Source organism: Anaerotaenia torta (assembly GCF_050433395.1).
In the GTDB taxonomy this organism is placed as follows: Bacteria; Bacillota; Clostridia; order Lachnospirales; family Lachnospiraceae; genus Mobilitalea; species Mobilitalea torta.
Map to the genome: position 1 here is coordinate 31,444 of NZ_JBNPXH010000015.1, position 12,629 is coordinate 44,072.

Genomic DNA, 12,629 nt, shown 5'->3' on the forward strand with positions numbered 1-12,629 from the left:
AACATAATGCATGTTCCTGTAATCGTAGTGCACCATACAGGTGCAGTTGTTTTCATAGCTTATATTACAGGAACATAATGCATGTTCCTGTAATCGTAGTGCACCATACAGGTGCAGTTGTTTTCATAGCTTATATTACAGGAACATAATGCATGTTCCTGTAATCGCGGTGTACCATACAGGTGCAGTTGTTTTCATAGCTTACATTATACGCGAAAAAGCAGCCCGGATCAACCAGAAGCTGCTTTTCGCTGTTATAATAACTGATGAATAGTCTAGTCGTTGGCAGGCTGCTTACCAATGTAAGCCAGAATACCGCCGTCCACATACAGAATATGGCCGTTTACAAAATCAGAAGCATCGGAAGCCAGGAAAATTGCCGGCCCGGTCAGATCCTCGGTCCTGCCCCATCTTCCTGCCGGAGTCTTGGCAATAATGAACTCATTAAACGGATTGCCAGGCACACGCAGGGGTGCTGTCTGAGGCGTCTCAATATATCCGGGTCCAATGCCGTTGCACTGGATGTTATAAGCTCCGTATTCCGAGCAGATGTTCTTGGTCAGCATCTTCAAACCGCCCTTGGCAGCTGCATAAGCAGATACCGTCTCACGGCCCAGCTCGCTCATCATGGAGCAAATGTTAATAATCTTGCCGTGTCCCTTCTTAATCATGCTGGGAATTACCGCCTTGGACACGATAAAGGGAGCATTCAGGTCAACATCAATAACCTTGCGGAAATCCGCAGCACTCATCTCCGTCATAGGAATACGCTTGATGATTCCCGCATTGTTCACAAGGATATCAATCACGCCTACTTCCTGCTCAATCTTTGCCACCAGCTGGTTGACTCCATCCTCATCGGTTACGTCACATACATAACCATGCGCCTTAATCCCCAGTTCGTCATAAGCCTTCAGACCTTTATCCACCATCTCCTGGTTAATATCATTAAAGCAGATGGCCGCCCCTGCCTCCGCATAGGCAACCGCGATGGAAAAGCCGATTCCGTAAGAACCTCCGGTAATTAAAGCAACCTTCCCCTTCAGGGAAAAACGTTCCATAATCTGACTCATTGTGCTTCCTCCTTTTATTTCATCTGAAATTTACCTAAATAGCCTGTTCCGTTTCACTTTCTGTACCATATATCTCAATCTGTGTCAATGCGGGGAAGGGGGAAGGGTCTTCCGATTTAATCAGCTCACACAGCTCCACCCAGCGGACTTCCTTCCTGTCCAGCTCCAGGATATGGGCTTCACTGGATTTCTCCATCTTCCACAACCGGCTTGTTCCGTCACTGAAGCACAGGGTAATCTGCTGCCACCAGTTGTCATGAGGAAAGTCGGCTCTGGTGTAGAGCACAATTTTATCAATTACAACCTCTCTGCCAAAATCTACTCTCATCCTGGCATCCTCCTGGCGGTTGATACCCCAGGATTGGTAAGGCCAGTCCCCGTGGGAGCGGTTCTCCCTCACTCCGTCAATGGCATTTCTCGCGGCAAAAACAGATTCTCCGCGGGTCTCCACATTGGCCGTAGCATGGGGGAATACCCCCTCCGCTTCATGCTGGTCCATTACATTGAGTGCCAGATTCCGGTAGGAGGATACCTCCTCCGGGGTTGCCTTTCTCACCCACAGATAATGCAGGCTCCCGGTGAACACCTTGGGAGAATAGGCTCTTCTCTTCTCCCCGAAGGGAATAGGATAGCATATCTTCCCGTCGGTCAGATAGAGGAAGGCGCTGCCCAGGGCATCATCGGCCTGAACCATCAGATATGTCTTCTCTTCCGTGCTGCGGATGCGGATCTGATCTCCCTCCTGGTACTCCCGGGAATAGACCAGCCCCGCTTCTCCCGAACCGCTGCTTTGCGCAAGGACATTGCCCTCACGGTCCACTATCTCAATTGTCAGTTTCATATCCTTCTCCTCCCGGCAGATTATCGGCCTTTCCTCCATAGGGCTGTTACCTGCTTTGCGATAGGCTGCTCCTTCTGCCTCAATATCCGCGCTCCGACTCAGTGTACAATTACGCAAGATCCTTCATTGCAACTGCATCCATATCATCAAAATCCTGGTTTTCTCCGACCATACCCCAGATAAAGGTATAAGCCTGGGTGCCGCAGCCGGAATGGATGGACCAGCTGGGGGAAATCACGATATCCCGGTTTCTCATAACAATGTGCCTTGTCTGGGTGGGCTCGCCCATGTAGTGGAATACCAGAGCATCCTCCGGCATCTCGAAATAGAGATAAACCTCCATTCTCCTGTCATGGGTATGGCAAGGCATGGTATTCCATACGCTGCCGGGCTTCAGCTTGGTCATTCCCATCACTAACTGGCAGCTCTCCACCTGTCCCGGCAGAATATATTTGGTGATCACTCTGTGATTGGAGGATTCCAGAGCTCCCAGCTCCACATTCACACAATTCTCCGGCTTGATATGCACGGTAGGATAGGTCTTATGAGCCGGCGCACTGTTGAAATAGAATAATGCGGGGTTCTTCTCGTTCTCACTGGCAAATACAATGTCCTTAGAACCCATTCCAACATACATGCCATCCTTATATTCCAGGGTGTACTCCGTTCCGTCCACCGTCACGGTGCCTCTTCCGCCGATATTGATGATGCCCAGCTCTCTTCTCTCCAGGAAATACTTCGCCCGGATCTCCTCTCCGGCTGTCAGGGTCAGAGGGGTAACGGGCACTGCCGCTCCGATAATAATGCGGTCAATATGGCTGTACACCGTCTTAATCTCGCCGGGTACAAACAAGCTTTGTACTAAAAATTCTTCTCTCAGCTGCTCTGTGGTGTAATGCTTCACGTCCTTGGGGGATACTGCTGTTCTTAATTCCATGATAATCATCCTCTTTTCTTAAATATACAATTCATCGTCTATGGTTACTGTTCGTTCGCACTCTCGCTGCTTCATCGGTGCAAATCCCTTCAAAATGCTTTATTAAATTGCTGCCAGGGTATCCGATACTGTAATTCTATCATAACATATTTTCTTTTTCCTGTCGTTTGTTATTAAAAATATTGAATTTATTGAACACTAATGATAGAATATCCTTATACATGACCGGAATTAGCAAAAACAACCGGATCGTACCGGGTCCGCTTGAATAATAACCGATTTGAATCATAATAGAAAGGAATAAGGCGATGAAGGAATTCAACTCCTGTCAATCGGCAATCAATGCCTGTATCTCCAATAAGTACTTTGCTATCGCGCATTTATTTTTCGAAGAGAAGACCATGAATATACACATTCACGACTGCTACGAGATCTATTACTCCATCTCGGGAGGCAAGCAGTTTCTCATCGATAATAAGGCGTATAAGATTGAACCCGGAGACCTGTTTTTTATTAACCAGTACGAGAGCCATTACCTGACTCAGATTGACCATGAGGAGCATGAGCGCATCGTCATCTCGATTCACCCCGATTTTCTCCGCTCCATCTCCACTCCGGCAACGGAGCTGGATTACTGCTTCCTGAACCGGAGCCCCGGCTTCAGCCACCGGATTTCCCTGGATAAAAACCAGCAGCAGCGTTTTATGTATTATATCCATAAGATTACCAGCCTATCCGGATATGCCGAGGATGTTCTGGAGCGTATTGCCATTACCGAGCTGATGGTGTTCTTTAATAAGGAATTCCATGCAACCCAGCAAAATGAGAATCTGACGGAGGATTTCAATTACCAGTACGACCAGCAGGTAAATGATATTCTGGAATACATCAACCAAAATATCGGTGAACCCCTCACCATCCAGCAGCTGGCAGACCATTTCTTCCTCAGCAAGTCCTTTATCTGCCGGATCTTCAAGCAGTCCACCGGAACTACGGTGAATAAATATTTAACTGCCCGCAGAATCAGCATCGCCAAAGCGCTCCTCTCGGAGGGTGCCAGCGTCAATGAAGTCTACGAGCAGTGCGGTTTTCTGGACTATAGCACTTTCTTAAAGGCCTTTACCAAGACCGTGGGGCTTTCCCCCAAAAAATACTCCATGTACAATAACCGGATCTGATCCGGTTATTCTTCTATGTTCACCGTTCTCCGCCTCCAGCGCCCTGAGAAGAAGAATAAGACGCCGAGCACCACCGTGGTGACGGTGGCCAGGGGAACCGCCAGGCCCACACCCGGCAATCCCATTCCCGCCACATCACTCAGCAGGTATGCCATGGGAATTCGGATTACAAGAGCCGACATGATATTGCTGAATAAGGAGAAGGTGGTATGCCCTGTTCCAACAAAGAAGCCAATGAGAGAAAAGGCGACGGGAACCACAAGGTAATCAATGGAGAAGATCCTCAGGTACGGGACACCGATTGCCACCAGCTCCGGATCCGGGGCAAACATACGCAGCACCTCTCCGGGAAATATGGCCGTTAATATGAAAATCGGGATGGATATTGCATAGGCCAGTCCCATTCCCGTCAGCATGGTTTTAATGGCGCGGTCCTCCCGCCGGGCTCCGATATTCTGGGCCACCATGGCGGATATGGCCGCATTCATGGCGATTGCCGGAAGAATGGCAAAACCGTTGTACTTGCCTACCGCTCCTACCGCCGCAGACGCCGTCACTCCCATGACATTCACCAGCATTGTCATGAATAAGAAGGAAAGATTGCTGATCAAATTCTGAATGGTAAGGGGAATCCCCAGTTTCAGGATGTTTTTCATCTGTTCCATATCGATCCGGAAGGATTTTATATTAAAGTCAAACACAAATTTTCTTTTCCGAAGATAGATCACACATAATATCATGCTCAAGGCCTGTGATATTATCGTTGCAACCGCCGCTCCCAGGGCTCCCTGATGAAAGACTCCTACTAAAAGCAGATCCAGGACAATGTTGGTGATGCAGGCGATGGTGACAAAATACAGGGGGCTTTTGCTGTCTCCCATTCCCCGCATAATAGCGCTTAAGGCATTATATCCAAAGATAAACACGGTTCCCAGGGCAGTGACCATCAGATAGACATTTGCCTCGGAAAAGGATTCCTCCGGGGTATGGATCATGCGCAAAATCGGCTCCTTCAGCAGCAGCATGAATGCCATCAAAACCACCGCCGTGACCATCAGAGAGGTAAGGAGCGTACCGATGATTTTCTCCAGCTTCTTCGTCTTCTCCGCACCCACGGACTGGGCTATCATGATCGTTCCGCCCGTACTGATCCCGATTGCCACATTGAGAACCAGCATAGTGACCTGGCCTCCGATATTGACCCCCGACATGCTGGCCGTCCCGTTGAACTGCCCGACAATGACCATATCTGCAACACTGTACAGAGTCTGGATAATATTTGAGATAATAAATGGAATGGCAAAGATAATCAGCTGCTTTGCCACATTTCCCTTCGCAAGATTCTTCTGTTCGTACATTGTTAATTCCTTTTCTTCTTATGATATTTAAATAAGGTATTCTTGTAAGGAAAGCCCTTACCTGCCTGGGGTTATTTCAATCGCTTTCCATCTGACTCACATCTATTATTTGTGCTTTCTGCAGCCCTTAGGCCTCATAAGCGGAAATTCTCCGCTTTCTCTGATCCTATTCAAACGGTTCATCCGTTCCGTCTTTATCATAACTGCATCTTCCTTTGCCATTACGCCAAGGTCTGTCAGCTTGTCCAGAATCTTATCCTGTGCCGTCATCTCATTTTCTACGAGAGCATACACCTCGTTCTTCTGGTCTATGGTCAGAGTATCCCATTTCTTAATGGCATTGTTCATTTTTTCTTCAAAGAGCGCACGGTTGGCTTTCCGGTCCTTATTCTTTTCCGGCAATTGCTCCGTCTGCTCCGGTGCCTGGGATGCCATGGCAGCCACCGGATGAATTCCGGGCATCGCTGCCATTACTACGGCTGCTAATACAAATAATCGCGTTTTGTACATATTGTTCCCTCACTTTCTCAATAACCACAGGCAGGGAAGCAACTTTCACCGTTAGTATTGCCCAAAACCAGAAAGAATAATTAGTGAAACAATGCGCATTCTTTGTTATATAAAAGATATAATTAAATTCGGCAGCAGCAATGCCACCGCCGCGGCATAGATTGCATCCAGCCAGAAGACGGAGCCTATGGCTCCCACATATACCAGACCGATAAACGGTGCGGCTAAAATCTTAGTCAGCAATCCAATCTCTTTATTTCTCAGGATATGATCTACCATTACCTTGGCATCCCCGGTGCTGGGAAAGGAATGCATTAATATGGAAAATCCCAGCCAGGCCAGCACCAGATTCAGTATATTATTATATTCCTTAAAGGCAACCACCTCAATGGAAGCCGGCAGAATGATGAAAAGTCCGATTACCGTATTCACAAAGAAAGGCCCCATAGAAGTCAGAAATACCTTTCCGGGCTGATCCGAGGCTTGATGGATCACATAGCCGCTGGGATTCTTAAATTGAAAATATTTTACCTCATAGACCTCCAGCCCGCACAAATAACAGAACAGCTGGTGTGCCAGCTCATGTATAATCACACCGGGAAAGGTCACAATAGAAATCAAAAAACCGGGTATCAGCATATTCTCCTCCTATTCACCGATATAATAATCCCGCAGGGAAATCTCTCCCGCCAGTAACTGCAGGGTATTCTCTTCCAATACCTCGCCGCTCTGCTCTATTTCATTGCGGATCACTTGCGCTTCCTCCTGCATTCCATTCACGGTCAGGGCAATCAGATAGGTCTCCCTGACATACCTGCCGTCGGAGCTGCTCTCATATGCATCTTTTGCCGCCCGGAGCCCGGCCTGCAAATCCCCTTTCACCATAGCCAGGGTAGCTGATGCACGAAGGGCGCCGCTATCCCTCTTATCCTTCTGCAGTGCCTCTTCCAGAATCTCTCCCGCTTCCTCCAGCTGCCCCAGCCTCCGGTATACAACACCAAGCTGAGCCCGGACATCAAGACATTCGGGGTCAATTTCGTAGCAGGTCTGCAAATAATCCAGTATTGTCCGGGAATCAGGCGAGAGCATTGCCATATTGTAATTCAGATAGGCATCATCCTGCCCCTCTGTATACATCAGCTTTTCAATCTGTTCCCGCAGGTAGGAAAGGTACTCCTCTTCCCCTGCCAATCCCTGATTCGCTGCTTCCTCAACAACCTTTGTCACAGCTGCAACCGAATTGAAATAGTTCTCCAGTCTGATATAATGGCGGTCAATGGTATTATAATCTTCATCCTCCAGACTTTTCCCTACCAGGTAGGTATCAATTACATATCCGGCAATATCATAATACCCCGTCTTCATGGAAAGCCCCGTCAGCTTTATCATAATCGGAATAGAATCCGGATGTCTCTCCGCCACCTCCAGCAGCTCCTCCAGCGCGGAGGATGCCTCACTGTTTTCAACCCTGTTCCCTGCTTCTTTATATATCTTGTAATCCCTCACTGTCTGAGGAAAGCTTATCCAGCTGATCACTTCCAGAACAACAATCCCTGCAAGAAGAGCCAGGACCCATACCGGTATTCTTAATTTTACCGGCTCGGGACCGGCTTCTTCAAAATCCTCAAACCCCTCAAATTCCTCATCCATAGGAATACTCCTTCCCAGGCCGATGTCATTAAGTTAAACTGGCAGCATCAGCACTATTATTTTACTTTACACTAATTCAAAATTCATGTAAAGTGAATTTATTCAATTCTATACTGCTTCCGCTAAGAAGACGGTATGATTTTAAGCAAAGAAGGGCAATTTTATGAAAAAAATTCTTATGATCGGAACCGGCGGGACCATCGCCTCGGCAAAATCAGGACAAGGGGGGCTTCATCCCCAGCTCACATCGGACGAAATACTTATGTACATTCCGGGAATCTCACAGATCTGCCAAGTGGAGACCGTACAGATCTGCAATATGGACAGCACCAATATCTCTCCCGATATCTGGCTTTTGCTGGCCCAGACACTTCGGCAGCACTATCATGATTATGACGGCTTTGTCATCAGCCACGGTACGGATACCATGGCCTTCACTGCCGCGGCCCTGTCCTATCTGGTTCAGAACTCGCCAAAGCCCATTGTTCTCACCGGTGCCCAGCGCCCTATTCATATGGAGGTGACAGATTCCAAGACCAATCTCTTCGACAGCTTTCTCTACGCCTCCGATGAGCAGGCCAGCGGTGTCCAGATTGTCTTCAACGGCAGGGTGATATTGGGAACCAGAGGAAGAAAGACGCGTTCCAAAAGCTTCCAGGCCTTTAGCAGTATTAATTATCCCTATCTTGCATCCATCCAGGACGGGCATCTCATCCAGTATATTACCCAGCCGAAACCGGAGGAACCTCTTTTTTATGATAAATTAAATCCAAAGGCAGGCTTGTTCAAGCTTACTCCCGGAGCAGATTCCGATATCCTGGATTATATGTTTACCAGATATGATGCGGTGATTATTGAAAGCTACGGAGTCGGAGGAATTCCTTCTCTTCCCCACCACCATTACCTTGAAGTAATCCGGGAATGGATCCGCAAGGGCAGAACGGTTGTAATGACCACTCAGGTACCCAATGAGGGCAGCGATATGAATATCTATCAGGTGGGACACGACCTGAAGAAACAGGTCAGTGTGCTGGAAGCCTATGATATGATTACGGAGGCTGTTGTCAGCAAGCTGATGTGGATTCTGGGACAGACCAGCCAGCCGGAGGAGATTAAGCAGATGTTCTACACTACCGTGAGCAACGATATCCTATACTACAGGAACAAGAGCATGTTCCTGTAGTCAACACTTACTACGTAATATAGTTACCCTATATTCTGGTACTACAGGAACAAGAGCATGTTCCTGTAGTCGGCTCTTTTTTAACATTTCGGCATAGAGTTTCTGACCCGCTTGTGCTATGATATTCGTAAACAACCATCAGTACCTTTACAGAAAGGAATTCAAATTATGAATAATAATCCCTCCTTCCGGCAGCAGCCTGCAGCCGGAGCACCTGCTTCCCGTCCCGCGGCTGATCCAAAATTGGAAACCAAAAGAATTATATTATATCTGGCAATTACCTTTATCCTTACTTACCTTGTGGAAATCGCAGTAATCCGCCCCATGGTCACCGGAGAGGATGCCCAGCTCGCCCTGGCGGGCCAGTCCCTGGTATCCGGAATGATGTTTGTCCCGGCTCTGGGCGTATTCCTGACCCGGTTGATTACCAAAGAGGGCTTTCGCAATACTCTCCTGATACTTCCAAAATTGAAAACCCATCTTCCCTACTATCTTATCGCCTGGTTTGGGCCTGGTCTGCTGACACTTCTGGGTGCCGGTATCTATTTTGCGCTCAATCCTTCCCAATTCGACCCGAACCTCCCCATTCTGGTGGAGCGTTATCAGAATGCAGGTGTGGAGGTCTCCGTCAGCCAGCTGCGATCCTCCCTGTTAATACAGACAGCTACCGCCCTCCTGATTGGCCCCCTGGTTAATCTGATTAATTGCTTCGGAGAGGAATGGGGCTGGCGGGGCTACCTGCTTCCCAAGATGAAGGAGAAATTCAAAATCATCCCCATGCTTCTCATCAATGGCGTTATCTGGGGATTATGGCATGCTCCTTTGACCGCATTGGGCCATAATTACGGCTTGAACTATAAGGGCTTTCCTTTTACCGGAATCCTTGCCATGATCATTTTCTGTATCGTAATGGGAACCATATTCTCCTTCCTGACAATTCGGACTAAGAGCTGTATTCCTGCCGCTTTTGCCCATGGAGGCCTGAATTCCATTGCAGCGGCAGGCCTTTACCTGACTGAAAACGGAGGTAATCCTTTTATCGGACCGGCTCCCACGGGCTTCCTCGGCGGAATTGGCTTTATTGCAGCTGCGGTTGTAATGGCAGTGCTGATGATAAAGGACGAGAAACGAAGAAGTGCGTATCCTGCCGGTAGTCAGCCAGGAAGTCCCGCAGGGAGTCAACCGCTGTCTTGAGCTGTTCTATCTCCGGCAGATATACCATTCTGAAGTGATCCGGCGTCTCCCAATGAAAGCCTCCCCCATGGGTCAGCAGAACCTTTTTCTCCTTCAGAAAATCCAGTACAAACTGCTCGTCATCATGAAGGCGGAACCTCTTCCTGTCCAGCCTGGGAAAGATATAAAAGGCGGCCTTCGGCTTTACAAGGGTAATTCCCGGTATTTCACCTAATGCCCGGCAGACATATTCCCTCTGTTCATAAATTCGTCCGCCGGCCTGGAGCATGGCCTGTGTCTCCTGCTGGAATTGCAGAGCCGTGCTGATGACGGACTGCGCCGGAACATTGGAGCACAGGCGCATGGAGGACAGCAGATTAATTCCTTCTATATAGCCTCTGGCACGGGATTTGTCACCGCAGAGGCACATCCACCCGCAGCGGTATCCGCAGATGAGATGGGATTTGGACAGGCCGTTGAAGCTGACAGTCAGTAAATCCGGCACCAGAGATGCCAGGGCAATATGCTCCTCCTGATCCATCACCAGCCGGTCATAGATTTCATCCGCAAACAGAATCAGATCCTGTTTCCTGGCAATCTCCACAATTTCCTCCAGAAGCTCTTTCGGATACAGGGCTCCTGTGGGGTTGTTGGGGTTGATCACTACGATACCTTTGGTCTCCGGCGTCAGCTTTCTCTTAATATCCTCGATATCGGGATACCATCCGGCTTCTTCATCACAGATATAGTGAACCGCCTTACCTCCTGCCAAAGTTACGGAAGCCGTCCATAGGGGATAGTCCGGGGAAGGTACCAGAATCTCATCTCCGGGATTCAGCAGTCCCTGCATAGATAAGGTGATCAGCTCGCTGACACCGTTTCCGGTATAGATATCCTCCATGGTAACATGCTGCATCCCTTTCTTTCGGCAATATTCCATAATTGCCTCTCTGGCCGGAACAATACCTCTGGAATCAGAATATCCCTCCGTATCGGACAGATTTTCCGCCATCCTCCGCACCAGCCTCTCCGGTGCCTGGAAGCCAAAAGCCGCCGGGTTGCCGATATTCAGCTTCAGAACCTCCTGACCGGAAGCGATCATCCGGTTTGCCTCCTCCATCACCGGCCCGCGGATATCATAGCATACATTCTCCAGCTTCCTCGATTTTTCAAATACTCTCTTCATACGAATCTCCTTCCTTTCTCCTGGCTTGTCAACTTTGTTTTGTCTGTGTTTTTGGCAACAAAAAAACCCCAAGCGTTATATTCTAACGCTTAGGGCGAATGTTAATCCATCCGTGTTACCACCTAAATTCAGAAAGGAATGAGACACTCCGTCTTCTGCACTCTGCCAGTACTATCATACTGCCTCCCTGTAACGCGGGAAAACGTTGAAGCCTACTAAGCCGCGGCTGTTCGGTTCAAAGCTCCAAGACTGCTTCCATGATAATTCCATAAAGATTCGCACCAACCATCTTCTCTCTGTAATATCCTTACCATGTACTACTTCTCTTCATCGCCTTTTTGAATTTTCTACATTCTAACAGACAGAACGGGGATTGTCAATACAAAAGCAATAAACTTTCCGGTCAGATCGCTGCAGTCCATTCGGCTATTCTTCAAATTCATAGCTTTTAATCCGCTCATACTCCTCCGAAGTGATCTCCAATACGGTTCCGTGCTTGAAGCCATAGGGGAAGGAGAACCTTGCATCCGATCTTTTGAAGATTCCGCCCTGGATATCATCGCACAGGAACGGCACATAGCCCTGTCCCTTGCCCGGTACCCCGTAATAATCCAGCATTAGACACCATCTGCCGTCCTCCAGCCGGAAGGCGGTAGGAGCCTCATACAACCCTGCCTGCAATCGGTTCATCTCTGCGTCAAAGGCTTCCATCCGCTCAAAAGGCCCTGTGGGATCAGCTGCCTTCAGCAGAATAATCCGCTCCGGATTCTTCTCGCTTTTAACAAAAAGATAGTAAGTGCCGTTCTCCTCCACCATGCAGGAATCGATCACACCGCTGTCCTCCTTGCGGTACAGAAGCTCCGGCTGGGAAAACGCCTCAAAATCCCGGGTCCGTGTATAATAAATCGCTTTTTCGCCGTAATCATTGCTCTCATGAGGAGAGGACCAATGCAGAATATAATCCCCCTTCTTCTTATCGCGGATAATATCCGGCGCCCAGCGGCAGCCGAATTCCTTTCCTCCCAGGGTAATCATCTTCTGCTGCGACCACCGGACCAGATCCTCGGATTCCCACATCACCAGCTCCCTGCTGCCGTTGCGGGAGATTTCCTCCCAGGAATGATGATACTGATTCCGCATCCCGTAAGCCAGGCTCAGGTCCGTTGCAAAGATGCGGAAGCTTCCGGTGTCCGTTCTCACAATGGTAAAATCCCGCACTCCTTTATCCCCATGGTAGCTCCAGAGCACCGGATTTCCGCCGTTCACCTCTTCCCAATGAAATCCGTCCTTGCTTACGCTAAAATAAACCTGTTCACCATCCGGTGTTCTTTTCTCTTTAAAATGTACAAATAAATATGCCTTCATCTCTTGATCCTCTCTCCCATACCGACTCCTTAAATTCTTAAGCGCATCCTTTGCATCCAAGGTTTTTCCTTCGGCTGCCTCTTGCTCCGCAGCTTCAACAGTCTGATAAATCCCATTAAGAAACATTGATTTCTCATAGGTCTCCATACTCATAAGAACCATATCTCCATAACCG

General features: G+C 48.5%; 12 protein-coding genes and 1 other annotated feature. Of the genes, 3 read left to right on the plus strand and 9 right to left on the minus strand.

Going from position 1 to position 12,629, the window contains the following annotated elements; genetic code table 11:
- Positions 1 to 275: 275 nt before the first annotated feature.
- The 3 genes from HNQ56_RS20800 to kduI all read right to left on the minus strand — a co-directional run bounded on the left by HNQ56_RS20800 (position 276) and on the right by kduI (position 2,851).
- Positions 276 to 1,061, minus strand: coding sequence for a gluconate 5-dehydrogenase (locus tag HNQ56_RS20800; protein ID WP_429150254.1), 786 nt, complete (start codon positions 1,059 to 1,061; stop codon positions 276 to 278).
- A 46-nt stretch (positions 1,062 to 1,107) separates the two neighbouring features.
- Complete coding sequence (locus HNQ56_RS20805) at positions 1,108 to 1,914, minus strand: carbohydrate-binding protein (protein WP_429150092.1); 807 nt, start codon at positions 1,912 to 1,914, stop codon at positions 1,108 to 1,110.
- Between the two features lie 109 nt (positions 1,915 to 2,023).
- Complete coding sequence (gene kduI / locus HNQ56_RS20810) at positions 2,024 to 2,851, minus strand: 5-dehydro-4-deoxy-D-glucuronate isomerase (RefSeq protein WP_429150093.1); 828 nt, start codon at positions 2,849 to 2,851, stop codon at positions 2,024 to 2,026.
- Between the two features lie 308 nt (positions 2,852 to 3,159).
- Here kduI and HNQ56_RS20815 point away from each other — a divergent pair, with 308 nt between their 5' ends.
- Entirely contained in the window at positions 3,160 to 4,029 is an 870-nt protein-coding gene (locus HNQ56_RS20815) for an AraC family transcriptional regulator (RefSeq protein ID WP_429150095.1), read from the plus strand.
- A gap of 5 nt (positions 4,030 to 4,034) precedes the next feature.
- On the opposite strand, the gene HNQ56_RS20820 is transcribed toward HNQ56_RS20815, so the two are convergent.
- From HNQ56_RS20820 to HNQ56_RS20835, 4 genes are all read right to left on the minus strand, one after another.
- The gene (locus HNQ56_RS20820; protein ID WP_429150097.1) at positions 4,035 to 5,387 is read right to left on the minus strand and encodes an MATE family efflux transporter; all 1,353 of its coding nucleotides are present in this window, start codon (positions 5,385 to 5,387) and stop codon (positions 4,035 to 4,037) included.
- A gap of 105 nt (positions 5,388 to 5,492) precedes the next feature.
- Positions 5,493 to 5,897 carry a DUF2680 domain-containing protein gene (locus HNQ56_RS20825; RefSeq protein ID WP_429150099.1) on the minus strand — a complete coding sequence of 135 codons (405 nt, stop codon included), beginning with the start codon at positions 5,895 to 5,897 and terminating at the stop codon, positions 5,493 to 5,495.
- A gap of 105 nt (positions 5,898 to 6,002) precedes the next feature.
- Complete coding sequence (locus HNQ56_RS20830) at positions 6,003 to 6,536, minus strand: DUF3267 domain-containing protein (RefSeq protein WP_429150101.1); 534 nt, start codon at positions 6,534 to 6,536, stop codon at positions 6,003 to 6,005.
- A 9-nt stretch (positions 6,537 to 6,545) separates the two neighbouring features.
- A complete protein-coding gene (locus tag HNQ56_RS20835; RefSeq protein WP_429150103.1) occupies positions 6,546 to 7,547 on the minus strand; it encodes a tetratricopeptide repeat protein in 1,002 nt (333 codons plus the stop codon).
- 163 nt (positions 7,548 to 7,710) lie between these two features.
- Here HNQ56_RS20835 and HNQ56_RS20840 point away from each other — a divergent pair, with 163 nt between their 5' ends.
- Both HNQ56_RS20840 and HNQ56_RS20845 read left to right on the plus strand, forming a co-directional pair.
- Positions 7,711 to 8,730, plus strand: coding sequence for an asparaginase (locus HNQ56_RS20840; protein WP_429150105.1), 1,020 nt, complete (start codon positions 7,711 to 7,713; stop codon positions 8,728 to 8,730).
- Between the two features lie 168 nt (positions 8,731 to 8,898).
- Complete coding sequence (locus HNQ56_RS20845) at positions 8,899 to 9,924, plus strand: CPBP family intramembrane glutamic endopeptidase (RefSeq protein WP_429150106.1); 1,026 nt, start codon at positions 8,899 to 8,901, stop codon at positions 9,922 to 9,924.
- On the opposite strand, the gene HNQ56_RS20850 is transcribed toward HNQ56_RS20845, so the two are convergent.
- Together HNQ56_RS20850 and HNQ56_RS20855 are read right to left on the minus strand one after the other, a co-directional pair.
- Positions 9,809 to 11,089 (minus strand): pyridoxal phosphate-dependent aminotransferase, encoded by a 1,281-nt coding sequence (locus HNQ56_RS20850; RefSeq protein WP_429150107.1) that lies wholly within the window; start codon positions 11,087 to 11,089, stop codon positions 9,809 to 9,811. The genes HNQ56_RS20845 and HNQ56_RS20850 overlap by 116 nt on opposite strands.
- An 87-nt stretch (positions 11,090 to 11,176) precedes the next feature.
- Positions 11,177 to 11,429: a binding site (T-box leader), on the minus strand.
- 86 nt (positions 11,430 to 11,515) lie between these two features.
- A complete protein-coding gene (locus HNQ56_RS20855; protein ID WP_429150109.1) occupies positions 11,516 to 12,607 on the minus strand; it encodes a glycoside hydrolase family 43 protein in 1,092 nt (363 codons plus the stop codon).
- Positions 12,608 to 12,629 lie beyond the last annotated feature (22 nt).

Excerpts from the sequence above, each read along its gene's own strand:
- HNQ56_RS20820 (WP_429150097.1), bottom strand. The coding sequence starts at position 5,387 with ATGTACGAACAGAAGAATCTTGCGAAGGGAAATGTGGCAAAGCAGCTG.
- HNQ56_RS20850 (WP_429150107.1), bottom strand. The coding sequence starts at position 11,089 with ATGAAGAGAGTATTTGAAAAATCGAGGAAGCTGGAGAATGTATGCTAT.
- HNQ56_RS20840 (WP_429150105.1), top strand. The coding sequence starts at position 7,711 with ATGAAAAAAATTCTTATGATCGGAACCGGCGGGACCATCGCCTCGGCA.
- HNQ56_RS20835 (WP_429150103.1), bottom strand. The coding sequence starts at position 7,547 with ATGGATGAGGAATTTGAGGGGTTTGAGGATTTTGAAGAAGCCGGTCCC.
- HNQ56_RS20855 (WP_429150109.1), bottom strand. The coding sequence starts at position 12,607 with ATGAGTATGGAGACCTATGAGAAATCAATGTTTCTTAATGGGATTTAT.
- HNQ56_RS20805 (WP_429150092.1), bottom strand. The coding sequence starts at position 1,914 with ATGAAACTGACAATTGAGATAGTGGACCGTGAGGGCAATGTCCTTGCG.
- HNQ56_RS20800 (WP_429150254.1), bottom strand. The coding sequence starts at position 1,061 with ATGGAACGTTTTTCCCTGAAGGGGAAGGTTGCTTTAATTACCGGAGGT.
- kduI (WP_429150093.1), bottom strand. The coding sequence starts at position 2,851 with ATGGAATTAAGAACAGCAGTATCCCCCAAGGACGTGAAGCATTACACC.
- HNQ56_RS20825 (WP_429150099.1), bottom strand. The coding sequence starts at position 5,897 with ATGTACAAAACGCGATTATTTGTATTAGCAGCCGTAGTAATGGCAGCG.
- HNQ56_RS20815 (WP_429150095.1), top strand. The coding sequence starts at position 3,160 with ATGAAGGAATTCAACTCCTGTCAATCGGCAATCAATGCCTGTATCTCC.
- HNQ56_RS20845 (WP_429150106.1), top strand. The coding sequence starts at position 8,899 with ATGAATAATAATCCCTCCTTCCGGCAGCAGCCTGCAGCCGGAGCACCT.
- HNQ56_RS20830 (WP_429150101.1), bottom strand. The coding sequence starts at position 6,536 with ATGCTGATACCCGGTTTTTTGATTTCTATTGTGACCTTTCCCGGTGTG.